General features: G+C 62.7%; 24 protein-coding genes. 13 read left to right on the top strand and 11 right to left on the bottom strand.

Annotated features, from left to right (window positions below; translation table 11 throughout):
* Positions 1-26 precede the first annotated feature (26 nt).
* The gene (katA, locus tag ACTJKM_RS01745; RefSeq protein WP_440659886.1) at positions 27-1,511 is read left to right on the top strand and encodes a catalase KatA; all 1,485 of its coding nucleotides are present in this window, start codon (positions 27-29) and stop codon (positions 1,509-1,511) included.
* Between the two features lie 93 nt (positions 1,512-1,604).
* Here the strand turns inward: katA and ACTJKM_RS01740 are convergent, their stop codons facing one another.
* A complete protein-coding gene (locus tag ACTJKM_RS01740; RefSeq protein WP_034800917.1) occupies positions 1,605-2,555 on the bottom strand; it encodes a LysR substrate-binding domain-containing protein in 951 nt (316 codons plus the stop codon).
* A gap of 207 nt (positions 2,556-2,762) precedes the next feature.
* Between ACTJKM_RS01740 and ACTJKM_RS01735 the strand changes: the two genes are divergently transcribed.
* A complete protein-coding gene (locus ACTJKM_RS01735) occupies positions 2,763-3,050 on the top strand; it encodes a DUF1127 domain-containing protein (RefSeq protein ID WP_057250915.1) in 288 nt (95 codons plus the stop codon).
* Between the two features lie 343 nt (positions 3,051-3,393).
* Here ACTJKM_RS01735 and ACTJKM_RS01730 read toward each other — a convergent pair whose 3' ends face one another.
* The 6 genes from ACTJKM_RS01730 to ACTJKM_RS01705 all read right to left on the bottom strand — a co-directional run bounded on the left by ACTJKM_RS01730 (position 3,394) and on the right by ACTJKM_RS01705 (position 9,859).
* A complete protein-coding gene (locus tag ACTJKM_RS01730) occupies positions 3,394-4,221 on the bottom strand; it encodes a DUF937 domain-containing protein (RefSeq protein WP_058325431.1) in 828 nt (275 codons plus the stop codon).
* Positions 4,222-4,334: 113 nt separating this feature from the next.
* Positions 4,335-5,708: a glutamate--cysteine ligase gene (locus tag ACTJKM_RS01725; RefSeq protein WP_058325432.1), complete on the bottom strand. Its 1,374-nt coding sequence runs from the start codon at positions 5,706-5,708 to the stop codon at positions 4,335-4,337.
* A 258-nt stretch (positions 5,709-5,966) separates the two neighbouring features.
* Positions 5,967-6,704 carry a 16S rRNA (uracil(1498)-N(3))-methyltransferase gene (locus ACTJKM_RS01720; RefSeq protein ID WP_057250909.1) on the bottom strand — a complete coding sequence of 246 codons (738 nt, stop codon included), beginning with the start codon at positions 6,702-6,704 and terminating at the stop codon, positions 5,967-5,969.
* A gap of 10 nt (positions 6,705-6,714) precedes the next feature.
* Entirely contained in the window at positions 6,715-8,220 is a 1,506-nt protein-coding gene (locus ACTJKM_RS01715; protein WP_440659885.1) for an inorganic phosphate transporter, read from the bottom strand.
* A 137-nt stretch (positions 8,221-8,357) separates the two neighbouring features.
* Positions 8,358-8,864 carry an NUDIX hydrolase gene (locus tag ACTJKM_RS01710; protein ID WP_057251102.1) on the bottom strand — a complete coding sequence of 169 codons (507 nt, stop codon included), beginning with the start codon at positions 8,862-8,864 and terminating at the stop codon, positions 8,358-8,360.
* A 206-nt stretch (positions 8,865-9,070) separates the two neighbouring features.
* The gene (locus tag ACTJKM_RS01705; protein ID WP_082615829.1) at positions 9,071-9,859 is read right to left on the bottom strand and encodes a FadR/GntR family transcriptional regulator; all 789 of its coding nucleotides are present in this window, start codon (positions 9,857-9,859) and stop codon (positions 9,071-9,073) included.
* A 274-nt stretch (positions 9,860-10,133) separates the two neighbouring features.
* Here ACTJKM_RS01705 and ACTJKM_RS01700 point away from each other — a divergent pair, with 274 nt between their 5' ends.
* The gene (locus ACTJKM_RS01700; RefSeq protein ID WP_057250905.1) at positions 10,134-11,408 is read left to right on the top strand and encodes a DUF3422 family protein; all 1,275 of its coding nucleotides are present in this window, start codon (positions 10,134-10,136) and stop codon (positions 11,406-11,408) included.
* A gap of 69 nt (positions 11,409-11,477) precedes the next feature.
* On the opposite strand, the gene ACTJKM_RS01695 is transcribed toward ACTJKM_RS01700, so the two are convergent.
* A complete protein-coding gene (locus ACTJKM_RS01695; protein ID WP_440659884.1) occupies positions 11,478-12,374 on the bottom strand; it encodes a LysR family transcriptional regulator in 897 nt (298 codons plus the stop codon).
* Between the two features lie 106 nt (positions 12,375-12,480).
* Between ACTJKM_RS01695 and ACTJKM_RS01690 the strand changes: the two genes are divergently transcribed.
* The 4 genes from ACTJKM_RS01690 to glcF all read left to right on the top strand — a co-directional run bounded on the left by ACTJKM_RS01690 (position 12,481) and on the right by glcF (position 16,952).
* Positions 12,481-13,920: an FAD-linked oxidase C-terminal domain-containing protein gene (locus ACTJKM_RS01690; RefSeq protein ID WP_440659883.1), complete on the top strand. Its 1,440-nt coding sequence runs from the start codon at positions 12,481-12,483 to the stop codon at positions 13,918-13,920.
* Positions 13,917-15,128, top strand: a complete 1,212-nt coding sequence (glcE, locus tag ACTJKM_RS01685) for a glycolate oxidase subunit GlcE (protein ID WP_113133209.1) — start codon at positions 13,917-13,919, stop codon at positions 15,126-15,128. The genes ACTJKM_RS01690 and glcE overlap by 4 nt, the downstream gene beginning before the upstream one ends.
* A 29-nt stretch (positions 15,129-15,157) precedes the next feature.
* Positions 15,158-15,538 (top strand): DUF4870 family protein, encoded by a 381-nt coding sequence (locus ACTJKM_RS01680; protein ID WP_057250898.1) that lies wholly within the window; start codon positions 15,158-15,160, stop codon positions 15,536-15,538.
* Between the two features lie 118 nt (positions 15,539-15,656).
* Complete coding sequence (gene glcF, locus ACTJKM_RS01675) at positions 15,657-16,952, top strand: glycolate oxidase subunit GlcF (protein ID WP_058325433.1); 1,296 nt, start codon at positions 15,657-15,659, stop codon at positions 16,950-16,952.
* A gap of 64 nt (positions 16,953-17,016) precedes the next feature.
* Here glcF and ACTJKM_RS01670 read toward each other — a convergent pair whose 3' ends face one another.
* Entirely contained in the window at positions 17,017-17,712 is a 696-nt protein-coding gene (locus tag ACTJKM_RS01670; RefSeq protein ID WP_057250895.1) for a L,D-transpeptidase, read from the bottom strand.
* Between the two features lie 180 nt (positions 17,713-17,892).
* A complete protein-coding gene (locus ACTJKM_RS01665; RefSeq protein ID WP_110878022.1) occupies positions 17,893-18,663 on the bottom strand; it encodes a L,D-transpeptidase in 771 nt (256 codons plus the stop codon).
* Positions 18,664-18,915: 252 nt separating this feature from the next.
* Between ACTJKM_RS01665 and ACTJKM_RS01660 the strand changes: the two genes are divergently transcribed.
* Positions 18,916-19,560, top strand: a complete 645-nt coding sequence (locus ACTJKM_RS01660; protein WP_112994558.1) for a DNA-3-methyladenine glycosylase I — start codon at positions 18,916-18,918, stop codon at positions 19,558-19,560.
* Between the two features lie 130 nt (positions 19,561-19,690).
* On the opposite strand, the gene ACTJKM_RS01655 is transcribed toward ACTJKM_RS01660, so the two are convergent.
* Positions 19,691-20,119, bottom strand: a complete 429-nt coding sequence (locus ACTJKM_RS01655) for a hypothetical protein (RefSeq protein ID WP_440659882.1) — start codon at positions 20,117-20,119, stop codon at positions 19,691-19,693.
* Positions 20,120-20,547: 428 nt separating this feature from the next.
* Here ACTJKM_RS01655 and hisS point away from each other — a divergent pair, with 428 nt between their 5' ends.
* The 5 genes from hisS to ACTJKM_RS01630 all read left to right on the top strand — a co-directional run bounded on the left by hisS (position 20,548) and on the right by ACTJKM_RS01630 (position 26,070).
* Complete coding sequence (hisS, locus tag ACTJKM_RS01650) at positions 20,548-22,059, top strand: histidine--tRNA ligase (protein WP_110878024.1); 1,512 nt, start codon at positions 20,548-20,550, stop codon at positions 22,057-22,059.
* A 5-nt stretch (positions 22,060-22,064) separates the two neighbouring features.
* Positions 22,065-23,207, top strand: a complete 1,143-nt coding sequence (locus ACTJKM_RS01645) for an ATP phosphoribosyltransferase regulatory subunit (RefSeq protein WP_440659881.1) — start codon at positions 22,065-22,067, stop codon at positions 23,205-23,207.
* Positions 23,204-23,899 (top strand): ATP phosphoribosyltransferase, encoded by a 696-nt coding sequence (gene hisG / locus ACTJKM_RS01640; protein WP_057250885.1) that lies wholly within the window; start codon positions 23,204-23,206, stop codon positions 23,897-23,899. The genes ACTJKM_RS01645 and hisG overlap by 4 nt, the downstream gene beginning before the upstream one ends.
* Before the next feature lie 150 nt (positions 23,900-24,049).
* Positions 24,050-24,757, top strand: coding sequence for a glutathione binding-like protein (locus ACTJKM_RS01635; RefSeq protein WP_057250883.1), 708 nt, complete (start codon positions 24,050-24,052; stop codon positions 24,755-24,757).
* Between the two features lie 89 nt (positions 24,758-24,846).
* Positions 24,847-26,070 (top strand): NAD(P)/FAD-dependent oxidoreductase, encoded by a 1,224-nt coding sequence (locus ACTJKM_RS01630; RefSeq protein ID WP_440659880.1) that lies wholly within the window; start codon positions 24,847-24,849, stop codon positions 26,068-26,070.
* Positions 26,071-26,172 lie beyond the last annotated feature (102 nt).

Here is a 26,172-nt window from a genome sequence, read left to right as displayed (position 1 = left end):
CGCGAACCCTATGACAGGAGGACGCGATGTCAGATCGACCCATATTGACGACGAGTGCCGGAGCGCCGGTGCCCGACAACCAGAATTCGCTGACGGCCGGTCCGCGTGGCGGCGTCATGATGCAGGACTACCAGCTTATCGAAAAGCTGTCGCATCAAAACCGCGAGCGCATTCCCGAGCGCGCGGTGCACGCCAAGGGCTGGGGCGCCTATGGCACGCTGAAGATCACCGGCGATATCTCCAAATACACCAAGGCCAAGGTTCTGCAGCCGGGCACTGAGACCCCGATGCTGGCGCGCTTCTCGACTGTTGCCGGTGAACTGGGTGCTGCCGACGCCGAACGCGACGTGCGCGGCTTCGCGCTGAAGTTCTATACGCCGGAAGGCAATTGGGATCTCGTCGGCAACAACACGCCGATCTTCTTCGTCCGCGATGCCTACAAGTTCCCGGATTTCATCCACACACAGAAGCGCCACCCGAAGACCAACCTGCGTTCGGCGACCGCCATGTGGGATTTTTGGTCGCTTTCGCCGGAAAGCCTGCACCAGGTGACGATCCTGATGTCGGACCGCGGATGTCCGGTATCGCCGTTGCACATGAACGGCTACGGCTCCCACACCTTCTCCTTCTGGAACGACGCCGGCGAGCGCTATTGGGTGAAGTTCCACTTCAAGACCCAGCACGGTCACAAGTTCTACACCAATGCGGAAGCCGCCGAGGTGATCGGTCGGACGCGCGAAAGCTATCAGGAAGCGCTCTATGGCGCGATCGAGGAGGGCAACTATCCGCGCTGGACGCTGCAGGTGCAGATCATGCCGGAACTCGACGCGGAGAAGACACCCTACAATCCCTTCGACGTCACCAAGGTCTGGACGCATGCGGACTATCCGCCGATCGAGGTCGGCGTTCTGGAGCTCAACCGCAACCCGGAGAACTATTTCGCCGAGGTCGAGAACGCCGCCTTCTCGCCGTCGAACATCGTGCCCGGCATCGGCTTCTCGCCGGACAAGATGCTGCAGGCGCGGCTCTTCTCCTATGCCGATGCCCACCGCTATCGGCTCGGCACACACTACGAGCACATCCCGGTCAACCGACCGAAATGCCCGGTGCATCACTATCACCGTGATGGCCAGATGAACACGTTCGGCGGCATCCAGACCGGCAATCCGGATGCCTATTACGAGCCGAACTCGTTCAACGGCCCGGTCGAGCAGCCGTCCGCAATGGAGCCTCCGCTGCGCATCAGCGGCGATATGGCCCGCTACGACCACCGTGAAGGCAACGACGACTACAGCCAGCCGCGGGCGCTCTTCAACCTGTTCGATGCGGGACAGAAGGCGCGGCTGTTCTCCAATATCGCGGCCGCCATGGGCGGGGTGCCGGGGATGATCGTCGAGCGTCAGCTTGCCCATTTCAAGCTTGTCCATCCGGACTATGAGGCCGGCGTACGTGTGGCTCTTCGTGCAGCGCATCGTTATGAGGCCGAGGCGATCGGCACGGCTGCGGAGTGAGCTGGACGGGCGCTCGAAGCGGGCGCCAGTCTTCGGAAAAGAAAAAGGCCACGTACCTGTCGGTGCGTGGCCTTTTTTGGTTTCTACCGGCTATTACCAGCCCGGCAGCATGTGGCTCTGCCGCAGGCGCGGATAGCGCGGGAAGCCCTTGATATCGGCTTCGAGGTCGTCGTTAGCGCTGATCGGAGTGATATTGTCGAGGCAGGCGGTGATGTGGTTGCTGATCGCGTTGGAGAGCGAGGGCGAAAGACCCGGCCGCTTCATGATGCCGATCTGCACCGGTGCCAGCGCCGGGAAGCCGTCGGCGAGCGTCAGCACCTTCATGCCGGGGCGAAGAGCCGACTCCGGCAGGACCGAGACGGCCATGCCGGCAAGCACGGCCGCGGCGACGACCGTCGACGACCAGCTTGTGAACAGGATCTGGTATTCGCGGCCGGTCGCGTCGAGTGCCGCGCAGGCAGCCTGCCGCCAGAGGCAGTCGCGCCGGCCGACGGCGAGCGGGATCGGCGCGTTTTCCGGGAGCGGATGGTTGATCGAGCTCACCCAGCAGAGCGGTTCGGTCCGCACGACATCCGAGGCGCGTGCACGCGGATTGTGCGTGACGAGCGCGATGTCGAGGTCGCCCTTCGCCATCTTCTCGGCGAGATCCACCGAAGGTTCGCAGATGATATAGAGCTCGACATTCGGATGCGTCTTGGCAAACCGCATGATGATCTCGGGCATGTAGCGGTCGGCGTAGTCGTCGGGCGTGCCGATGCGGAGCGTTCCTTCAAGGCGGTTGTCGTCAAAGGAGGCGATCGCTTCATTGTTGAGGCGGATCATCCGGCGGGCGAAATTGAGCAGACGGTCGCCTTCGACCGTCAGCCGGTTGCCGCGGCCATCCTTCATGAACAGCGCCTTGCCGATGCGCTCTTCCAGGCGGCGCATCTGCATCGACACGGCGGATTGAGTCTTGAAGACCCGGTCGGCTGCCTTGGTGAAACTGCCCGTGTCGGCGATCGCGACAAAGGTCTGGAGCTGGTCGATATCGAGCGGTGCGGACATGGCCGTGATGCATCCATAAAATTGTTTGATGAATATCATTAAAAACATTCGTTGGACTGATCAATAAGGATTTGCGATCAATTAGGGGCAAATTCATCGATCCCCGGCCGGCAATTTCGCCGGCGATTCCCAAACCCTTTGGCCCGCCCCTGCGTTTGACCTCCCCGCAGGGGATGGGCCTCTTCGTGCCTGAAAAGGAGAATTGTCATGCGCACGACACAGCACGTCCTCGATCTCGACTTCGTTGCAGGAAAGCAGTCCCGCGCCGTCGGCGTGACAGGCATGCTCACGTCCGCGTGGCACCAGCTCCGAAACCGATATGCGATCGGCCGTCTGAATGACATGGATGACCGCCAGCTCCTCGATATGGGGCTAAAGCGAGAAGATGTGCGCGAGGCGATCACCTCGCCCTTCTTCGACAATCCGGCGAGTTACCTGACGCGCGCTTCGCGAAACCGGGCGAGCCTCTTCTACAAGGGGACCCGCCACGACTGACCGTTGACGAGTTGGAGCGGGATGAAAGCGGGAAACCGCATCCTCGGCCCGCTTCACGGCGCATCCCGCCGCTTAGGGTGTGCCAGTCGAGCATGATCCGCGAAAGCCAGCCGCCGCCGCGGATCATGCTGCGAATTTCAGAGTTCGGCGCTGCTGATCGTTAGAGGTCGCGCGCCCAAACGTTCCCCGCAGGGTAGAGCCAATAGACCCTGCCGCTTGGCCCGGTACATGACCAAGACATGTACCGGGCCTTTTTCTTTTGAAATTTGCGCAAGGGCGCGCGCGCCCTCTCTGGCGCAGAAGGTTGCGCCGTCCAACGGAGGCGTGGTCAGGGAAGGGCGTTTCAGCTTTTTGCGCCGGGTCCGGTCTTGTAGATATCGAACAGCGACTCGACGTTCTTCTGATATTCCTTCTGCATTTCCAGCCCGGTGTCGAACATGCTGTTCATCACCTGGGAGAACTGGGCAAGGGCCGGATTGTCCGATGCCGGCTTCTGCGCGCCGGCGGCGCCCGCCTGCATCATGTCCTGAAATGCCTTGACGAAGGGGTTGTCGGCAAAGACGTCTGATGTCTTGGCCTTCTCTTCCTTCTTGGCCATGCCAAAGAAGCCCTGCATCGCCTGCGTGAAGGGGTTGTCGAAGGGGTTCGGCTGCGGTTCCGGCTTCTTGGCAAAGCCGGCCGCTTCCATCCACTGGCGCATCGCCGCTGCCATCGGGTTGTTGGCGAAGGCGTCGCTTGCGGCGGCGAATTGCCCGGTCGTCTGCTTGAACAGTCCGCCCATCAGCGTATCGGCCATGACCGGCAGCATCTGCTTGTAGATCTCCTGGCTGATGCCGGTGACCTGCGCGGCCTGCGCGGCGATCGCGCGCGACATTTCCTTCGATCCGAACAGCTGTCCGAGAACACCGTTGCCGTCGACCATGCCCTGTGGCGTGAAGGCCTGGCTCATGTCTTCGAAGTATTTGGCGTAGTTGCCGCTGCCGAGCGCCGTGAGCAACGCGCCGAAATCATATGGATTGGCCGTGTTGCGCTTGAAGGCGGCCGAGAAGGCGGGCAGCAACGCTGCCGTCGCCTTCGTCATCTGCTCCTGGGCGAGGCCGAATTGTTGAGCCATCAGTTCGATGGCCTTACCATTCTGGGCCTGTGCGAACATGTCAAAAAGCGGTGCCATCCCAGTTCCCCTTCGGCATCTCGACGCGCGGCGCTGTAAGCGACGCATATCCTTGCACTATAACGGGAAATCGGGGGCTGGAAACCGCTTTTTGAGAGCGCCTGGCGGGCGCCTCAATATTGGTATTCGGCGAAAACCGGATCGACCGAGCCGTTCCAGCGACCATTGTAGAGTGCCAGCAGGTCTTCGGCGAGCGTCGCCTTCTTGGCGAGCACCTCGTCGAGTGGCGCGAGGAACTGGCTTTCGTCGACGCCATCCCCGTTCAGCCGGTTGCGGCGCTTCAGGCCGCCGCGCGAAATGGCGATGACTTCGCGGGCGATGTCGTAGAGGGTGCCTGTGCGGAACCTTGTCGCAAGCGCCTGAACCGGAACGGCGTCGCGCATCGCGCTCACCTCTTCGAGGGTCCAGTCGCGGGTCAGTGTCTCGGCGGCATCGAGCGCTTCGCGATCATAGAGCAGGCCGACCCAGAAGGCCGGCAGCGCACAGATCCGCCGCCACGGGCCGCCGTCGGCGCCGCGCATTTCGAGGAAGCGCTTCAGCCGAACGTCGGGGAACAGCGTCGAAAGGTGGTTGGTCCAGTCGCCCATGTTCGGCTGCCAGTCGGCGATCTCGCCCTTCAGCGCGCCGCCCATGAACTGGCGGAAGGTGACGTGGGTACAGTCATGGTAGTGGCCGTCGCGCACGACGAAGTACATCGGCACGTCGAGCGCCCATTCGACATAGTCGGCGAAGCCGAAATCCGGACGGAAGGCGGACGGCAGCAGGCCGGCGCGCTGGTTGTCGGTGTCGCGCCAGATATCGCCGCGCCAGGAGAGCAGCCCGTTCGGTTTGCCGTCGGTAAAGGGCGAGCTCGCAAACAGCGCCGTCGAAAGCGGCTGCAGCTTCAAGGACACCTGCATCTTGCGGCGCATGTCCTCTTCGGAGGAAAAGTCGAGATTCACCTGGATCGTGCAGGTGCGGTACATCATGTCGAGGCCCCTGGTGCCGACCTTGGGCATGTAGCGGCTCATGATGCCATAACGCGATTTCGGCATGCGCGGTGTCTCGGCGAAGGTCCACTTCGGGCTGCCGCCGATGCCGAGGAAACGGATGCCGAGCGGTTCGGCGACTTCGCGCAGAACCGCCAAATGCTGGTTCGATTCCTTGCAGGTCTGGTGCAGGTTTTCGAGCGGCGCTCCGGAAAGCTCGAACTGGCCGCCCGGCTCCAGCGAGATCGCGCCATTGCCCGACTGCTCGGCAAGGCCGATGATGTTGCCTTGGTCGACGATCGGTTCCCAGCCGCTCTTTGCGGCCATTCCATTCAGAAGCGCCTGGATGCTGGCCTCGCCGAAATAGGGGACGGAGCTGTTGTCCGCCTTAAAGAAGGCGAACTTTTCGTGCTCCGTGCCGATCCGGAACCGCTCCTCCGGTTTCGAACCTTCTGCCAGATAGGCGGTCAGGTCAGCGACAGAGGTTACCGGCGTCTGGTCGGTGGTATCTCGGGCCATGAGCGTCTTCTTTTGTTTGGGCGGCTCCCACTGGATAGCGGGAGTTGATGAAGGCTGCTTGAACCGTATTCAGGTGCGGTGCAAGTCAATTTCTTTCAAGATCTCATCAAAAAAAGTAGGACGATTGCTTGCGCTGGAGCAAGCTCCGTGGAACTGGGTATCGTCGACCCAACCATACCTTGTGTTGAGAGGTCCCCTTCTTCTAGGAGCCATCTTCTAGGAGAACGAGCGGCTCCCGGTTTGCTGCGGAGCGACCGGCTATCGCCAGTCGCCGACAGTCGCCTGGATGACCGCCATGGCTGCGACAGCGGCGGTGTCGGCCCTGAGGATCCGCGGTCCAAGCGGAATGCTGCTGACGAAATCGAGGCTGCGCAGCAACGTTCGCTCTGTCTCGGAGAAACCGCCTTCCGGACCGATCAGCAAAGCGAGTTTCTTCTCCTTGACGGCGGCGAGAATTGGCAACGGGTTCTGGCTGTCGCTGCCTTCGTCGCAGAAGATGATGCGTCGGTCGGTGGGCCAGGTGGCCAGCACGTCCTCCAGTCGTCGCGGCTCCTCGACATCGGGAATGCCGAGCACGCCGCATTGTTCGGCCGCCTCGATGACGTTGGCGCGCACGCGCTCGATGCTGCCGAGCTTGCCCTGCACATGCTGCGTCATGACCGGCTGCAGCACGCCTGCGCCCATTTCGACGGCCTTCTGCACGAGATAGTCGAGCCTGCCGACCTTCAGCGGCGCGAAAAGATAGACAAGATCGCAAGGTTCGGGCTGCGGGCGCGTCTGCTCGACAGCGGTCAGCACCAGCTTCTTCTTGCTGGCGAAGGAGAGTTCCGCACGCCACTCGCCGTCACGTCCGTTGAAGACGAGGATCGAGGAGCCTTCCTCATACCGAAGAACGTTGACCAGGTAGTTGAACTGCTCCTTGGTCGCCTCGTGGGCGGAGCCCGCATTGAGGGTATGTTCGACGAACAGTCGCTGCATGCGAAAATTGGCGCGCATATCGGGGCCTTCACATGAAAATGCTGGAGAGGATGAGGTAGAGGACGGCCGATAGCGCGGCCGAGGCGGGAACGGTGATGACCCAGGCGCCGACGATCGTCAGGAAATGCGAACGGCGTACAAGGCGCCGGCGCCGGACTTCGGCGAAGTTGGTTTCTTCCGTTTCCATGAAGTCGGCCTGCCCTGTGCGCTGTCGGACATATTGTAGGCGACGCTTGGAATTGCGGATGTACCATTCACGGAAGAAGCCGACGCCGAAGACGGCACCAACGGCCGTGTGGGTCGAACTGATCGGCAGTCCGAGCGCCGATGCCAAAAGCACCGTGACCGCGGTGGCGAGCGCGACGCAGAAGGCGCGCATCGGATTGAGCTTGGTGATTTCCTGACCGACGACGCGGATAAGCTTCGGGCCATAGAGCAGAAGACCGATCGAAATGCCGAGCGCGCCGATCGCCAGTTCCCACAAGGGAGCCGGCGATTTCTCCGTGGTGATGACGCCGTCCAGGGCCGAAACGATCGCGGATAACGGGCCGATTGCGTTGGAGACGTCGTTGGCGCCATGCGCGAAGGAGAGAAGTGCTGCAGCCAGAATGAGCGGCGCGCGAAATAGTTTGCGAAGTGACTGGTTGCGGTTGTCCAGCCCCTCTGACTGTTTGTAGATCCACGGCTTGGTCAGGAAATAGACGGCAGTACCGATGATGACGCCCAGGCTGAGTCCTGTTGGCAAAGAGATTGCCGCAACCTGAACTAGGGCAATCTCCGCGAGGTATGCGGTGAAGCAGCCCGCGGTGACACTGAGAATGACCGGCATCCATCGCCTTGCGGCAGCGATCTTGTCCTCGCGGTAGATGATGAATTCCTTGAGGAAGGCGAGGAATGCGGCGGCAATTGCGCCGCCGAGAAGCGGCGAGACCGACCAGCTCAAAGTGATGCCGGCAAGCGACCACCATTGGACGCTGGAAAAACCGGCCGCGGCAATGCCGGCGCCGACGATGCCGCCGATGATCGAGTGTGTGGTGGATACAGGCGCCCCTGAATAGGTGGCGATATTGATCCAGGCCGCAGCCGAAGCGAGTGCCGACATCATGATCCAGATGATCGCTTGCGGGCCGAGCACATCTTCGCCGTAGACGATGCCTGCTTCGATCGTCAGCGCGACCTCGCGCCCGGCAAGCATCGCGCCGGCGATCTCGAAGATGGCAGCGATGATGAGCGCCGTCGCCATCGACATCGCTTTGGCGCCGACGGCCGCACCAACGTTGTTGGTCACGTCGTTGGCGCCGATGTTCATGGCCATGTAGCCGGCGATCGCTGCCGCGGCGATGATGATCGGCGCGCTCGCGGAATGGGTCACGAAACTCGCGGCAAAGGCCATGCTGAGGAGCAGAAAGAGGCCGGCGAGCGCCGGCGCCGCCAGGCTGCGGCGGACATGCTGCGACGCCTCTTCGGCAAGGCTCAGCTTGTCGAGGTCTTTGTCGATCGTCTGTTTTGCGAGGCGTAAGCGCGGCTGTGCCACTGCCTGGAACTCCATTGTCACAATGGCCACTAAGGCCACTGCAACACGCTTTCAAGTGGATTTGATGGACATTGGCGTTGCGCGCGCCGGGAACCCGTATTCAGGGCATTGGATGCCCCTGAGGATCATCTCGAAGGCTAGCCGATCGCAGCCTTCGGCATCGGCGCAGACGGTGCTGCCATGCGTTCGCCGAAGGCGAGAATGAGGTCCTTCAGCGACGGCTCTGCCACCCGTGAAGCAGCCTCCTTGTAGTCGACCCATTCGAGCTGCCTGCGGCCTTCCTCGGGGAAGTGCTTGCAGAGGTCGTCGACTTCGAGGGCATGAACCTGCACCTTGACCGAGATCTTCAGGCCATGGTCCATGCGCTTCTGGTAAAGATAGTATCCGATCGTCGACTTCTGCACATGCCCTTTGACGCCGGCCTCTTCATAGGCCTCCCGCTCGGCCACCTCGTGGGCGCGCTTGCCCTGCATCGGCCATCCCTTGGGAATGACCCAGCGGCCGGTGTCACGGCTGGTGATCATGAGGATTTCGAGGGCCTTGGTCTTCTTGCGGATCCGATAGCAGAGCGCGGCATATTGCATGCGCGCCGGGCGGCGCAGCATCAATTGGACATCGGATGTGAGTCTGTTCAAGAAGTTCAAGGTCGTCAGCGCTCCTCTCAGCGAATCAGTGTTCTTGTTTTCTGTCAAAGCGAGTATGGCAGCGTCCTGTTGCGTGTAAATGTTACGGCAATTGGGCAGCCGGATATGCAGTCAGCTTTCCGCTGAACTGTGGTTCAGATACGACAGAATATGGTGTTTCCGCGTCGGTTTGCCAATCGCGGGCAAGTGGGCGTAGGCCTGCTCCGTCAGTTCGCGCGGTCGCGCTGCTGCAAGCGCAGGCGGGCGATACGGTTCCATTCGCCGGTGCGCTCCGCCTCGCGGGTTGCGGCGGCAACGAAGTCGATATGGTTCTGCGACGCGGCCTTTGCTTTCGCCGGATCCCTCGCCATGATCGCGTCGTAGATCGCCTCGTGCTGGCCAAGCAGCCGATCGCGCGCGCCCGGTGCATCGAAAACCGAGTTGCGGTGAAAGAAGATGCCCTGCTGAAGCAGCCGATAACAGGCGCGCAGCGTATGCATCAGGATGATGTTGTGGGCGCTCTCACCGATTGCCTGGTGCAGCTCGATATCGGCCTCGAGCTCCGCCTCGAAGTCGCCGGCGGCGTGCGCTGTACGCATGCGCTCGATGATCCTGGTCAGGATGTCCCGGTCGAAATCCGTGGCGCGGGTGGCGGCCAGTTCTGCGGTCAGGCCCTCCAGCTCGCGCCGGTATTCGAGATAATCCTGGGTCGCCTTGTGATGACGGGCAATCAGGTCGATCAGCGGCCTGGAGAAAATCTTCCCTACGACATCGGCGACGAAGGTGCCGCCGCCATGGTGGCTTTCGACCAGGCCGCGTCCTTCGAGTTCCTTGAGCGCCTCGCGCAGGATCGGCCTCGATACGTCGAAGCGTTTGGAAAGCTCCCTTTCGCCCGGTAAACGATCGCCGTCGCGCAGCACGCCTTCGAGGATCAGGAGCTCGATCTGATGCACGACTTCGTCCGCCGTGCGGCTGTGGCTGATGCGGGCGAAGAGGTCGATCTGGTCGTCGGTCACGTCTTGGTCTCCCGGATCACGATGAATTTCGGTCTTTTCGGCCCAAAATTGATCATGATTCTCATAGGTTAGAGGGGGAGGGGACGGAAATCCGCGCCTAGGTTGCTCGCACCGCTCTGCGCCGCAATCTAGGCAGCCGGCGGCAAGTGGTCAATTTGCTTGTCCACTTTGTGCGGCTGACAAAAGTCAAACTGCGGCAATGCGTCCTTTTTCTTTTGCTCGTTCGATTGATAAGAGAGTCGTGATGAACGCGTGAGGGGGACAAGAGCGCTTCATGGCAAAGGGTAGTTTTGCATTTCCGGTGGCGCCGATGCGCGCCTTGGCCTTGGGCGAGGTTCATTCGCGCCCCTATGCGCTGGTCACCACGCCGCGGGTGATCTTTCAGCTCGCCTTCCTGACGGATGGCGGCTCGATCGTCGATCATGCCGTGTTGTCGGAGCTGTCGCGCGCACGCGGCATCGCACCGCCGGGGCGGGACGCGAACCATCATGCAATGCCCTGGGGGCAGGGCACGTTGCGTTGGGAGCGTCACACCGAGTTCTCCACCTACTTCTGGGATGCGCCGCCGCCGGAGCAGTTCGGCGGCGAGGTGCCGATCCATCCCTTCGGCGACGGCTTTTCGCCGCCGGGCTCGCTGATCTCGGGCATCCGCCTGGAGATCCGGCCGGACACGCCCGAAACCCGTGACGCGATCGGGCTCTTCGATCCGACGAGCCTCTGCTACAGCGAAACCAAGAACGGCCAGGCGGTAATCGTCACCGACTTCCGCCAGAACGGCGACGGCCTGACGCAGATACTGGTCATCGACCGTGGCATGACCGAGGCGGGCACCGGCGCGCTCATTCAGCGCCTGCTCGATATCGAGACCTACCGGACACTGGCGATGATGGGCCTGCCGCTCGCCCAGTCGCTGTCGCCGGAGATCCGCCGGACCGAGGATGGCTTGACCGGAATCACCCAGCGTATGAAGGAAAATGTGCGCGAGGAGGCCGACGACATGCTGGCCGAGATCACCCGGCTTGCCGCCGACCTCGAGGCGGGTGCCGCGCTCAGCCTCTATCGCTTCGGCGCCAGCCGCGCCTATTACGGCATCGTGCAGGAGCGCATTCGCACGCTCTCCGAGACGCCGCTTCCGGGCTACGAGACCATCGGCACCTTCCTCGAACGACGCCTCGCGCCGGCGATGCGCACCTGCCAGTCGGTCGAGGAGCGCCAGGCCAACCTGTCGCGGAAGCTCGCCCGCGCGACCGCTCTTCTCAGAAGCTGGGTCGATGTCGAGCTCGAACGGCAGAACAGCGCGCTTTTGAACTCGATGGACCGGCGCGCCAAGCTGCAGCTACGCCTGCAGCAGACCGTCGAAGGCCTGTCGGTCGCCGCCATTTCCTACTACGTCGTTGGCCTGTTCGGCTATCTCGCCAAGGCAGTCAGCCACGAGCTGCCGATCGATCCGGGCCTCTTGACTGGCCTTGCCGTTCCCTTCGCCGTTGCCGGCGTCTGGCTGATCGTGCGCCGCATCCGCCGCCATCACGAGGAAGGTGAGCACAAGTAAGCAATTCCAGCAAAAGTGTGCAGCGTTTTGCGTCCGGAATTGCGAAAAACAAATAGCCCGTCTTGGAAACTACTGTTCCCAGTAGGGGATCGGCCCGTAAAGCCTGGCCAGGTAGTCGATGAAAAGGCGCACCTTGGCCGGCAGGAACTGGCGGCTCGGATAGACGGCCGAGAGGGTCAGTTGCTTGGAGCCTTCCCATTGCGGCAGCACCTGTACCAGCTGGCCGCTGCGCAATTCCGGGCCGATATCCCAGGTGGAGCGCAGCGCAATCCCCGCGCCGGCGATGACGGCGGCGCGCACGATCTCGGAGGAATTGGTCACGAGCGGCCCCTCCGGGTGCCAGACCAGCGCGCCTTCCGGCCCTTCAAGCTTCCAGTTGTCGTTGTTGTGCGCCGGCAGGCAGAGATGGTCTGCGAGGTCGCCAATTTCCGTCGGCGCACCATTGCGGGCAATGTATTCCGGCGAGGCGCAGAGCAGCCGGCGGACGGGCGCAAGTTTCCGTGCGACCAGGGACGAATCCACCAATTCGCCGATCCTGACCGCCATGTCGAAGCCGTCCGCGACGATATCCGTGAATTCGTCCGTCAGCACGATGTGCAGTTTCAGGTCCGGATGGTCCTTCATGAACTTCGTCAGGTGCGGCGCGATGTGCATCCGGCCGAAGGAGGTGGGCGCTGAGATTCTGAGCACGCCGAGCGCATGCGACGAGCGTCCGGAGGCATAGGCCTCGGCCTCCTCGATGCCCGAGAGAATGCCGAGTACGCGATCGTAGAACCCCTGGCCGGCTTCGGTCAGAGAGATCTGGCGTGTCGTGCGCTGCAGAAGCCGCGTTCCGAGGCGATCTTCGAGCCTCTTGATGCGCTTGGAGATCACAGCTGGGGAAAACCCCAGCGCCCGCCCCGCTGCCGACATACTGCCGGTGGAAACGACCCGTGCAAAAATCTCAAGATCGCCTAAATTCGTCATCAATCGTTGCCATTGTTTCCAAAACGGAAAAGCTCAATAGCATTTGCAGGGACTCTAGCCTAGTGGTAAAGAAAATAGACCAATTTACATGCGGCGGGAGAAACTGATGGCGGAGACGATCGGTTTTCTGCAACCGAAACAGGCTGTTATCGCCCGGCGCCGCGAGATCGTCGCCGACCTCGCCGACCTGTTGCCCGAGGGCTGCCTGATCAGCGACGAGCGCGGGCTGAAGCCCTTCGAGACAGATGCCTTTATCGCCTATCGTCGCATGCCGCTTGCCGTCGCGCTGCCGGAGACGACCGAGCAGGTCGCAGCCCTTCTCAAATATTGCAGCCGCTATGGCATCCCGGTCGTGCCGCGCGGCGCCGGAACCTCGCTTTCGGGCGGTGCCATCCCGCAAGAGGATGCGGTCGTCATCGGCCTTTCGAAGATGTCGCGCATACTCGATATCGACCTCTTCAATCGCGCCGCGACGGTTCAGGCAGGCGTCACCAATCTCAATATTTCCGAGGCGGTTTCCGCCGACGGTTTCTTCTATGCGCCGGACCCGAGTTCGCAGCTTGCCTGCACGATCGGCGGTAACATCGGCATGAATTCCGGCGGCGCCCATTGCCTGAAATATGGCGTCACCGCCAACAATCTGCTCGGCGTGAAGATGGTGCTGTTCGACGGCACGGTTATCGAGCTCGGCGGCAAGGGGCTGGATTCGGCGGGCTACGATCTGCTCGGCCTCGTCTGCGGTTCCGAGGGGCAGCTCAGCATCGTTACTGAGGCGACAGTGCGACTGATTGCCAAGCCGGAGGGCGCTCGTCCCGTGCTCTTCGGCTTTGCCTCTTCCGAAGCGGCCGGCGCTTGCGTCGCCGATGTCATCGGCTCCGGTATCATCCCCGTCGCGATCGAGTTCATGGACAAGCCGGCGATCGAGATCTGCGAAGCCTTCGCCCATGCCGGCTATCCGCTCGATGTCGAAGCGCTGCTGATCGTCGAAGTCGAAGGCTCCGAGCCGGAAATGGATGCGACGCTTGCCGGTATCGTTGCGGTCGCGCGCCGTCATGGGGTGGCGACGATCAAGGAGTGCCAGTCGGCCATGGAAGCGGCTGCGATCTGGAAAGGCCGGAAATCCGCCTTCGGTGCCACCGGCCGCATCGCCGATTATATCTGCATGGACGGTACGGTGCCGCTCAGCCAGCTTTCGCATGTGCTGCGTCGCACCGGTGAGATCGTTGCGAGCTACGGCCTGCGCGTCGCCAATGTCTTCCACGCCGGCGACGGCAACATGCATCCGCTGATCCTCTACAACATCAACGACCCGGAGGATGCGGCGCGCGCCGAAGCCGCCGGCAACGATATCCTCAAGCTCTGTGTTGACGCCGGCGGTTGCCTGACGGGCGAGCACGGCGTGGGCATCGAAAAGCGGGACCTCATGCTGCACCAGTACAACCGGATCGACCTCGACCAGCAGATGGCGGCACGTGCCGCCTTCGATCCGCAATGGATCCTGAACCCGTCCAAGGTCTTCCCGCTCGAAGGGCGTCCCGCCGCATGATCGTGCATTTCGAACCGGCAAGCGAAGAGGGGATTGCGACCGTCGTTCGCGCGATGGCGGCCGATAGGGCTTCGCTCGCGGTGATCGGCGGCAACACGCGCTCGGGTCTTGGCAATCCCGTGCGTGCCGACCGGGTACTGTCGACGCGCCGCTTGTCCGGCATCGTCAGCTACAATCCGGCCGAGATGACGATCACCGCGCTTTCGGGGACGCCGCTGCGCGCGATCGAAGAGGCACTGGCGGAAAACCGGCAGATGCTTGCCTTCGAACCGATGGACCATCGGCCGATTTTCGCCGCGTCGGGCGAGCCGACGATCGGCGGGGTCTTCGCCGCCAACGTGTCCGGCCCCAGGCGCTATGTCGCCGGTGCCGCCCGCGACAGCCTGCTCGGCGTTCGCTTCGTCAACGGTGAGGGGGAGGCAATCAAGGCCGGCGGACGGGTGATGAAGAACGTCACCGGCCTGGATCTGGTCAAGCTTTTGGCCGGCTCGCACGGCACGCTCGGCATCCTCACCGAAGTCACCTTCCGCGTCCTGCCGCTGCCGCCAGCGTCTGAGACCATTGTGGTCTCCGGGCTCAACGATGCCGAAGCCGCGGCGGTCATGGCCGAGGCGATGGCGCAGACGGTGGAGGTTTCGGGTGCCGCACATCTGCCGGAGAGCGTGCGTGGGCGGTTCCTGGATGGCGGGCTTCCGGACGGCGCCGCGACGGTACTACGGCTCGAAGGACTGGAGGCATCGGTTGCGCTCCGGGCTGAAAAACTGACGAACGCGGTCGGCCGCTTCGGTGCGGTGACCCGGCTCGATGCGCCGCAGACTCGGCAGCTCTGGGCCGAGATCCGCGACGTCAAACCCTATGCCGACGGCACCAGGAAGCCGCTCTGGCGCGTCTCCGTCGCCCCGTCGCTCGGCCATCAATTGGTGGCGGCGCTCCGGTTGCAGACCGGGGTCGATGCCTTCTATGACTGGCAGGGCGGTCTCGTCTGGCTGCGCATGGAGGCCGACCCAGAAGCGGAACTCGTGCGTCGCTATATCAAGGTTCTCGGTGGCGGACATGCAACGCTGGTCAGGGCCGAAGAAGGTTATCGTGCCGCCATTCCATCGTTTGAACCACAACCCTTGGCCGTGGCACAATTGAGCGAGCGCGTCCGCGCGAAGTTCGACCCGCACCGGATCTTCAATCCGGGCCGCATGGCTGCGGTCTCCTGAGGCGACGGCGGTGAACATGGGAGGAGTTGATGAGCGATAATGGTCCGCAGACACCGTTTTCCCGCGAGACTGATCGCTGGCTGGAGCCGGGCAAGATCAATGTCCAGGTGATCTATGTCCTTTATCTCGTGGGCTTTGCGGTGGGGATCACTCCGATCATCGGCGTGGTGATGGCCTATCTCAATCGCGGCAAGGGTGCGCCGTGGGTCCAGACGCACTATGAATGGGCGATCCGGACCTTTTGGATCGCCCTGTTGTTCGGCGTAATATCGTTGCTGCTGACGGTGCTGTTGATCGGCGTTCTCGGTTTCATCGCCACCGCCGTCTGGATCGTCGTGCGCTGCGTCGTCGGCCTGCAACGGGCCGCGCGCCAGGAGCCGATCACCAATCCCGAAAGCTGGATGGTGTAGACCACGGCGCAAACCCTGAAACCGGGTCCGGTCGAAGGATGCTGAAATGAGAATGCCGCGGTGACCGAAGCACGTCGCAAGTGCCCGTTACCGCGGAACCGGAAAGTGGAGTTCGCGTTTGCAGACCAATTTTACCCCCGCGCAGCTTGCCGACCCGCATGTGGCCGAATCCGAGGCCATCCTGCGCAAATGCGTGCACTGCGGCTTCTGCACCGCCACCTGTCCGACCTATGTGACGCTCGGCGACGAACTCGATAGTCCGCGCGGGCGCATCTATCTCATCAAGGACATGCTGGAAAACGGCAGGGCGGCCGACAAGGAAACGGTCACCCACATTGACCGCTGTCTCTCCTGTCTCGCCTGCGCAACCACCTGTCCCTCCGGCGTCGACTACATGCATCTTGTCGACCATGCGCGCGTCCACATCGAAAACACCTATCGGCGCCCGTTTAGGGATAGATTGGCGCGTTCCGTGCTGGCGGCGGTGCTGCCCTATCCCGCGCGCTTCCGCCTGTCGCTGAAGGCGGTCGGCCTTGCCCGGCCCTTCGCAGGGATGATGAAGCGCATGCCGTTGCTGAAGACCTTCGGCGTCATGCTCGATCTCGCGCCAAGCGCCGTGCCGCAGCCCTCCACTTCCGCCATGCCCGGCGTCCACACGGCGCAGGGAAAACGTGTCGGTCGTGTCGCGCTCCTGTCCGGATGCGCGCAGCCGGTGCTGAAGCCGGAGATCAACGAGGCGACGATCCGTCTTTTGACGCGCTTTGGTGTCGAGGTGGTTGTTTCGGCCGGCGAAGGCTGTTGCGGCGCCCTGGTGCACCACATGGGCCGCGAGAACCAGGCGCTTGAGGCGGCGCGCCGCAACGTCGACGCCTGGCTGAAGGTCGCAGACGAGGGCGGGCTCGATGCCATCGTCATCACCGCTTCGGGCTGCGGAACGACGATCAAGGACTACGGCCACATGCTGCGGCTCGATCCTGAGTATGCAGAAAAGGCGGCACGTGTCTCGGCGCTGGCAAAAGACATCACCGAGTACCTGTCTACGCTAGACCTGCCGGAACAGGATGCGAGGGGCATGACGCTTGCCTATCATTCCGCCTGCTCCATGCAGCATGGCCAGAAGATCACCGTGGCGCCGAAGCAGCTTTTGAAGCGTGCTGGCTTCGTCGTCCGCGATCCGGCCGAAGGCCACCTCTGCTGCGGTTCGGCCGGCACCTACAACATCCTGCAGCCGGAAATCTCGGCGAAACTGAAGGCGCGCAAGGTCAAGAACATCGAGGCGACGAAGCCGGATGCGATCGCGACCGGCAATATCGGCTGCATTACCCAGATCGCCAGCGGCACTGCGATCCCCATCCTGCATACGGTCGAACTGCTCGACTGGGCCTATGGTGGAGCAAAGCCCAAGGGGCTCTGATGGACAGGCAAAAGGCCGGCTCCGTGAGGAACCGGCCTTTCAAACTGTGCATGGTCGATGACCGTCAGCCGCCGAAGATCTGGCGGAAGATGTCGACGCCGCGATCGTCGAAATAGGTGTCGCCGGCTTTGCTGCCGGGGCCGATGACGATGACCTTGGTGCCGATGTCGGCGCGATCGTAGAGGTGTTCCACGTCGTCGTTCATCATGCGGATGCATCCGGATGACATGTTCTGGCCGATGGTCCAGGGCTGGTTGGTGCCATGGATCCGGAAGATCGTGTCGCGGCCGCCCTTGTAGAGATACATGGCGCGGGCGCCGAGCGGGTTGTCGATGCCGCCTTCCTGGGTGACCGGCAGGATGCGGCCCTTGGCAGCCTCGCGCTGGCGCATCTCCGCCGGCGGTGTCCAGGTCGGCCATTCGGCCTTGCGGCCAACCTTCACGACACCCGACCAGCCGAAGCCGTCGCGGCCGACACCGATGCCGTAGCGCGTCGCGCGGTTCGGGCCGTCGATGTAGTAAAGGTACTTGTTGTTGGTATCGACGATGATCGTGCCGGGGGCTTCGTCGGTGCGGAAGCGAACCTTGGTGCGCCAGTATTGTTTTGCCGGCTTCTTCGGCGTGGCCACGAGTACAACGTCTGATGATTTGACCTTGGAGCCTGTCGCCGGCGTCGGCGTGAAAGCCGAGGCGCTGGCGGCGACAAGAATAGTGCTGGTCGCGATGGCGATCGCGACCACTTTGCTGGCATGACGCTTCATATACGATTCCCTCTAACCCTCGTTGCAGGCAGGCTAAGCAAAATGCGCCGAAGTTCAAGCCTGCCATACAGCCGGCGGACCGCCGAACTTATATCTGTTCATGCTGCTGTTGCCTGAAAATCACGCATAGGCAATAGCAAAACGTGCGAGGGGGAGGGAATATTCTATGCTATGCTCCAATTATATGACGATAACCTTCGTGCCCACCTTCACGTGCTCGTAAAGGTCGACGACGTCTTCATTGCGCATGCGGATGCAGCCGGAGGAAACGGCATAGCCAATCGTCCAGGGCGCATTGGTGCCGTGGATTCGATAGAGCGTCGAGCCGAGATACATGGCGCGCGCGCCAAGCGGGTTTTCCGGGCCGCCGTCCATGCGCGCCGGCAGGTAGTGGCCCTTGGCGGCTTCGCGGCTGATCATCTCCTGCGGCGGCGTCCAGCTCGGCCACTCCGCCTTGCGGGTGACCTTGTGGGCGCCTGCCCATTCGAAGCCCGGCTTGCCGACGCCGACGCCATAGCGCCGTGCCTCGCCGTTGCCGGTCACCAGATAGAGAAAGCGGTTGTTCGTATCGATGACGATCGTGCCCGGCTTTTCCTTGCTCTCATAGGCGACCGTCTGCGGCAGGTATTGCGGGTCGAATTTCGACTTGACCGGCCGCTGGGCGCGCATGGCGTTGGCCGGCTGGATCAGCGGGTTGATGGCGCGGCGTTTGACCTGCGGCTGCGCGACCTGTCCCTGATAATACTGTTTTCGGGTGGCTGCCGGAATCTGCTGCCGGTAGATGACCTGCCGCGTGCGGGCCTGCTGCCCGCCGAGCTGCATTACCCAGGGGGCGGTGAGGTCGGGGCTGACGACCACCGGAGGCCGGTTCTGATACCGATCCTGCGCCACGGCGGGAGCGGCGACGAGGGTCAGCAGGGAGACTGCTAAAAGAAGGGATTTTTTCAACATCGGACGGACTCGCTACCTTTCGCCGAAATTCATCAAGGGGCGCAGACAGCCGAAGAACCGGACGCTCGAGCGGGGGGTATGCGCCTTGGCAATGGCGCGATCGTGTCACCGGGGGGCCACCGAATGGTAAACGGCGCTTCATTAAAAGGCGAAGGCGCCGATAAAGCTTTGGGTAGGGTTATCCGCCGCTTTAGGAATCTGGTTTGCAAATGGTAAAGGCAGGGAAATGAACAGGATGGAGCGAGGAAAGCGATGACGGTCAAGGGCATAGTGATCGGCGAGGACGGACTTCAGCGCTGCGCCTGGCAGGGCAATCTCGACGACTACCGTCGCTATCATGACGACGAATGGGGCCGTCCGGTCACCGACGATCGCCGCCTGTTCGAGAAGATCTGCCTCGAAGGGTTCCAGTCCGGCCTGTCATGGCTGACGATCCTGCGCAAGCGCGAGGCATTCCGTGCCGCCTTTGCCGGCTTCGATTTCGACAAGGTCGCGATGTTCGATGAGACCGATATCGAGCGCTGCCTTGCCGATACCGGCATCGTGCGCCATCGCGGCAAGATCGTCTCGACCATCAACAATGCCCGTCGCGCCCAGGAACTCAGGCAGGAATTCGGTTCGCTCGCGGGCTATTTCTGGTCATACGAGCCGCAGGCAGCCGAGCGCCCGAAACTGGTGACCTACGAGGCGATCGTCGCCAACCCGACGACCCCGACCTCGATGCGGATTTCCAAGGACCTGAAGAAGCGCGGCTGGACCTTCGTCGGCCCGACGACGATTTACGCCTTCATGCAGGCCATGGGTCTCGTCAACGATCACATCGAAGGCTGCCATTGCCGCGTGGTTGTCGAGGAACTGCGTGGCAAGCTCGCAAGACCCAGGGCTCGCGTGGCCTGATTGATGCGCCCGTCATCAGTTTGGGGGTGGGAGTTTCCCGGTGAAGGCTTTGCTTGAGGGAGCGCCATCGAGGCGCCTCATAGAGCTGCTTCAACCCAGGGAATAGTGTCCGCGGTTTCAAGCTTTGCGCTCAAGCGCAGAGCATCACGCGCTCGCGCGGAAAGGCGAAGACGCCTTGCAGCAGATTCTTGCCATCAGGCATGTCCAGCAAGGACCGACCGACGCAGAAGAGCTGCGCCGCTTGCGAGGTCGGCGCGCGCACCATGGCGGTAAAGCAGAACGAGGATGACGAGGCGGTCGCCTGTTCGAGAATGTTGAGCACGGTCGGGCGATCCTTGCGGTCATAGGCGCGCACCAGATCGATGATGCCGCAGGAAGGAGCGGAGATGCCGAGCAAGGCGGCGGTCTGTTGGCCGAGCTGGAAAATGCCGGTCGCGAGATCGCAGCGCCAGGCTTCCATGAGGTAGGTCCCCTCGTCGAGGCCCCGCATCCAATTGTGATGTGCGCCCAGATGTCCGGGCCGGATCGCCCCGCAGCCCGGTGTCATGAATCTCAACATGATGCCCATCCCTCTCTTCGCGCCGACGGCGAGACGTCTCCGCAGAAATCCGCCATTCCCGATGAAATGGTTCGCCGTTCCATTTTGCCGTTGGGGTATTGGGTCCGATGCTCGCATTGCATCCGGAGTGACCTGCGGGTAAATGCCGGACCGAAAATAGCCGATGATCTCCATGATCGAAACGTCGGCGATCGATCGAGCGATAAACTTTTAGTGATTGTTGGCGATTTATTGCGCCTTATGGTTGAAATCAACCCGTTCCGATCGATAGGTCGAGACGACCGGCTCCAGCTTCGGCTCGCGCCGAGTACCCCGCATCGCTTGCTACGACCAGCGCGACGCGCGCTTTGCGCGGTGCAAACCCTTGCCGCCCCCCACTTGATCCGATAGGGAAAGCAGCCAACACGCTGACAGTCCGGAATGCTCCCATGACCGAGAAACAGAAGAAACCGCAGAAGCTCAAGGCGCGCCTGCCGCGCGGCTTTGTCGATCGCTCCGCCGCCGATATCCGTGCGACCGACGAAATGATCGGCAAGATCCGGGCGGTCTACGAGCATTATGGTTTCGATCCGGTCGAAACGCCGCTGTTCGAATATACCGACGCGCTCGGCAAGTTCCTGCCGGATAGCGACCGGCCCAACGAAGGCGTCTTCTCGCTGACGGACGATGACGACCAGTGGATGTCGCTGCGCTACGACCTGACGGCGCCGCTCGCCCGCCACGTTGCCGAGAATTTCAACGAGATCCAGCTGCCGTTCCGCACCTACCGTGCCGGTTACGTCTTCCGCAACGAAAAGCCGGGTCCGGGCCGCTTCCGCCAGTTCATGCAGTTCGACGCCGATACGGTCGGTGCCGCCGGCGTCCAGGCGGATGCCGAAATGTGCATGATGATGGCCGACACCATGGAAGCCCTCGGCATCGCGCGCGGCGACTACGTGATCCGCGTCAATAACCGCAAGGTGCTCGACGGCGTCATGGAGGCGATCGGTCTCGGCGGTGACGACAAGGCGAACGCGCGCCTGACGGTGCTGCGCGCCATCGACAAGCTTGACAAGTTCGGCACCGAAGGCGTGCGGCTCCTGCTCGGCGAAGGCCGCAAGGATGAGAGCGGCGACTTCACCAAGGGCGCCGGCCTGAGTGCCGAGCAGATCGACAAGGTGCTCTTCTTCGTCGGCATCAAGGACTATGCCGAAAGCGCCGCCGATCTCGCTGCCCTGGTTGCCGGTACGGCCAAGGGTGGGGAAGGCGTCGAGGAACTGAACACGATCCGCAGTCTGGTTCTGAGCGTCGGCTACGAGGCCGATCGTATCAAGATCGACCCCTCGGTCGTGCGCGGTCTTGAATACTACACCGGCCCAGTCTTCGAGGCCGAGCTGCAGTTTGCCGTCACCAACGAGAAGGGCGAGAAGGTCGTCTTCGGTTCGGTTGGCGGCGGCGGCCGCTATGATGGCCTCGTGTCGCGCTTCATGGGCCAACCGGTGCCGGCCACCGGTTTCTCGATCGGCGTTTCCCGTCTGATGACGGCGCTGAAGAACCTCGGCAAGCTCGGCGCGTCGGAAGTGCTCGCCCCGGTCGTCGTCTGTGTCATGGACCGCGACATCGAAAGCATGGGACACTACCAGCGTTTCGTGCAGCAGCTGCGCCACGCCGGCATCCGCGCTGAGATGTACCAGGGCAACAAGAAGAATTTTGGCGATCAGCTGAAATATGCCGACCGCCGCGGCTCGCCGCTGGCGATCATCCAGGGTGGCGACGAACGCGCCGCCGGTGTCGTGCAGATCAAGGATCTGATCGAGGGCAAGCGCCTGTCGGGCGAGATCGAGGACAATGCGGCCTGGCGCGAGGCGCGCGTGGCCCAGGTTTCCGTTCCGACCGCCGAGCTGGTCAAAAAGGTACGCGAGATGCTGGCGGCGCAGGCCGAGGATCGGGCAAGGGGCTGACGGTCATGGCCCTCATCAATCTGCCTGCCTTCGCCGACGATCTGCTTGCCGACTTTGAAAGCCTTGGCACGCTGCGTGTCGACACACCGGTGATCCAGCCGGCCGAACCCTTCCTCGCCATGGCTGGCGAGGATCTGCGCCGCCGTATCTTCATGACCGAGAGCGAGACCGGCGAAAGCCTCTGCCTGCGCCCGGAATTCACCATTCCCGTTTGCCTCCGCCACATCGAGACGGTGACCGGCACGCCGAAGCGCTACGCCTATCTCGGCGAGGTCTTCCGCCAGCGCCGCGAGGGCGGCAACGAATTTTACCAGGCCGGCATCGAGGATCTCGGCGATACGGATATCGCCACAGCCGATGCACGCATTGTCGGTGACGCGATGCGTGTCGTTGCCAACCGCTTGCCGGGCCGGGGTCTCAACGTGACGCTCGGTGACCAGGCGGTGTTCGAAGCCGTCGTCGGCGCCTGCGGCCTGCCGGTCGGCTGGCAGAAGCGGCTGATCCATGCCTTTGGCGACCAGAAGCACCTGCAGAAGCTGCTCACCGAACTCGCTCATCCGCGGACGGTCGGTGTCTTCGGTCCCGAGGTCGTGCGCCTGTCGATGGACGGATTGCTTGAGGATGAAGCCCGCCTCATCGCCCATATCGCCGAAACGATGGAATCGACCGGCTACTCCACCAATGCCAGCCGCTCGCCGCAGGACATCGCCCGGCGGCTGAAGGAAAAGATGGAGCTGGCGAACACGCAGCTCGATCGCAAGACGCTGGACCAGGTTGGCGCGTTCCTGGCGCTCGACGTTCCGCTCGCCGATGCTCCGGCGGCACTCTTCGCCTTCGCGCAGAAGTCCGGCCTCAAGCTCGATGAGGCGCTCGCCCGCTTCGATGCCCGTGTCGCAGCACTTTCCGCGGCCGGTGCCGACATCGGCGCGATCCGCTACCGCGCGGCCTTCGGTCGTCCGCTCGACTATTACACAGGCCTCGTCTTCGAGGTCGAAGTCGCCGGCATTCAGGCAGTTCTGGCCGGCGGAGGTCGCTTTGACCGGCTGCTGACGCTGCTCGGCGCCCGCGAACACATTCCCGCTGTCGGTTTCTCGCTCTGGCTCGACCGCATCGAAAAGGCGATTACCTCCCAGGGAGGCGTTCAATGACCATCACCATCGCGCTGCCGTCCAAGGGGCGGATGAAGGATGACGCCTCGGCGATCTTTGAGCGGGCCGGAATGAAGATCGTCGCCGTCGGCAACGATCGCTCCTATCGCGGCCGGGTCGAAGGTTCTGATGATGTGGAGATCGCGTTCCTGTCGGCCTCCGAGATTTCCCGCGAACTTGGCAATGGCTCGATCGATTTCGGCGTCACCGGCGAAGACCTGGTGCGCGAGGGGCTCGCCAATGCCGATGCCCGCGTCGAGTTCTGCGCCCGTCTCGGCTTCGGTCATGCCGATGTCGTCGTCGCAGTGCCGGAGATTTGGTACGACGTCGACACCATGGCCGATCTCGGCGACGTTGCCGCCGACTTCCGTGCCCGCCATGGCCGCCGCCTGGCGATCGCGACCAAGTACTGGCGACTGACGCAGAACCATTTCTCGGGAAGCCACGGCATCCAGCTCTATCGCATCGTCGAAAGCCTCGGTGCGACCGAAGGCGCGCCGGCGTCCGGCTCGGCCGACATCATCGTCGATATCACCTCGACCGGCTCGACGCTGAAGGCGAACCATCTGAAGATCCTGACGGACGGCGTGATCCTGCGTTCCGAGGCCTGCCTGGTGCGGGCGCGTAAATCGGCGCATGCCGGCGATCCGGTCGTGGCACGGGTTATTGCGGCGGTTCGCGGCGTGCTTTGACGCTGCGAACGGGGCAGGGCGGAGCCTACGGCTATCTCGCTGGCCCCGTGGACTGCAAAAATTAAAGTAGGGCCCTCACAAAGCGCGCCCTCCGCTCCTATGTAAGGCGTGCAGACGGCGCCCTTGCCGCTTCGTTTCCAGGAGACCTTCATGGCCGATCTTTCCGCCTTTCCGATCACCAAGCGCTGGCCGGCGAAAAACCCCGATATTATCCAACTCTATTCGCTGCCGACGCCGAATGGCGTGAAGGTCTCGATCGCGCTCGAAGAGCTGGGTCTCGCCTACGAGCCTCACCGGGTTGCCTTCGATGCCAACGAGCAGAAATCGCCGGAGTTCGTCTCGCTCAATCCGAATGGCCGCATTCCGGCGATCATCGATCCCAATGGCCCGGACGGCAAGCCGATCGGCCTGTTCGAATCCGGCGCGATCCTGATCTATCTGGCGGAAAAGACCGGAAAACTGCTGCCGGCCGATGCGGCCGGTCGCTACGAGACCATCTGCTGGGTGATGTTCCAGATGGGTGGCATTGGCCCGATGCTCGGTCAGTTCGGTCATTTCTTCAAGTTCGCTGCCGATAAGGTCGCCAACAATTCCTATCCCGTCGAGCGTTACCGTGACGAAGCGAAGCGCCTTCTCGGTGTGCTGGAAGCGCGCCTTGAGGGGCGGCAATGGCTGATGGGTGACGATTACACGATCGCCGACATCGCCACCTACCCCTGGGTCGAAGGCGCGCGCAGGTTCTATGGCGGAGCCGAGGTCCTCGATTACAAGAGCTTTCCGAACGTGATGGCCTGGGTCGAGCGCGGCCTGTCGCGCCCGGCGGCTCTAAAGGGCATGGAAGTGCCGCGCAAGGAATAGCAATCACGACAGCCCTGTGCCTGAGTTGACGAAGCTCGGGCGCAAGGCTAGGCCTTGCTGTACAGACGAATAAGAAGCAGGTGAGAAGCGTGTCGGGAAGGCTTGTAGTTGTCGGTGGCGGTCAGGCCGCCTTTGCCCTGGTTGCCAAGCTGCGTGCCCTCAAGGACGAGCGGCCGATCACCATCGTCGCCTCCGAAGCGAGCCTGCCCTACCAGCGCCCGCCGCTTTCCAAAAAATATCTCTTGCGCGAGATGAGCCTCGACCGGCTGCTCTATCGGCCGGAGGCCTGGTACGGCGAGCACAATGTCGACATACGGCTCGAGACGATCGTGACCGGCCTTGATCGCGCCGGCAAGCGCGTGACGCTCAGCGACGGGACCTCGCTCGAATACGAGGTGCTCGCCTTTGCGACCGGCGCCACGCCGCGCCGGTTGCCGGCTTCCGTCGGCGGTGATCTCGACGGCGTGTTCGTCGTGCGCGACTTCCAGGACGCGGATCGCCTTGCCGAGGAAATGAAGCCCGGCCGTCGCGCCCTGGTCGTCGGCGGCGGTTATATCGGCCTTGAAGCGGCGGCGGTCGCCCGGACCTGCGGGCTCGAGGTCACGGTCATCGAGATGGCCGACCGCATCCTGCAGCGCGTTGCCTCATCGGCGACATCCGGCCTGGTGCGCGATATTCACCACGCCCGCGGCGTAGATATCCGCGAGGGGACCGGGCTCAATCGTCTCATCGGCGAAAGCGGCCGGGTGACCGCAGCGGACCTTTCCGATGGGTCGAGATTGCCGGTCGACGTCGTCATTGTCGGGATCGGTGTCACTGCCAATGACCGCCTGGCGCATGATGCCGGCCTCGAAACCGCCGGCGGCATCGTCGTCGATGCCTTCGGGCGAACTGCCGACCCGGCGATCTTCGCTATGGGCGATTGTGCCGTGCTTCCCTGGGAGGACCTGCGCATCCGGCTGGAATCGGTGCAGAACGCCGTCGACCAGGCCGAGGCCGTTGCGGCAATCCTCGCCGGCAGCGAGCACCCTTACGAACCCAAGCCCTGGTTCTGGTCCGACCAGTACGACGTCAAGCTGCAGATCGCCGGCTTTGGACTCGGTCATGACGAAACCATCGTCAGGCCCGGTCAGCGCGAGGGCAGTGTGTCCGTCTGGTACTTTAAGCAGGGACGCTTCGTGGCGGTCGATGCGATCAATGACGCCAAGGCCTATGTGACGGGCAAGAAGCTCCTCGAGACCGGCATCAATCCCGACCGGGCCGTCATTGCCGATCCGCAATCGGACCTCAAGGCGCTGCTATCGCAGCCCTGAGCGGGACCACGCCTGGCCGCGCTTTCCACCTGCTGCAACTTGCAGGCGGTCAGATTTCAATTTTCGTTAACGACGAAACTACTGTTTGGCCACGCAACTGTG

The sequence above is a fragment of the Ensifer sp. 22460 genome (genome assembly GCF_052044935.1).
GTDB lineage: Bacteria > Pseudomonadota > Alphaproteobacteria > Rhizobiales > Rhizobiaceae > Ensifer.
The sequence above is the reverse complement of the archived record's forward strand: the minus strand, read 5'-3'. Positions and strand labels throughout refer to the sequence as shown.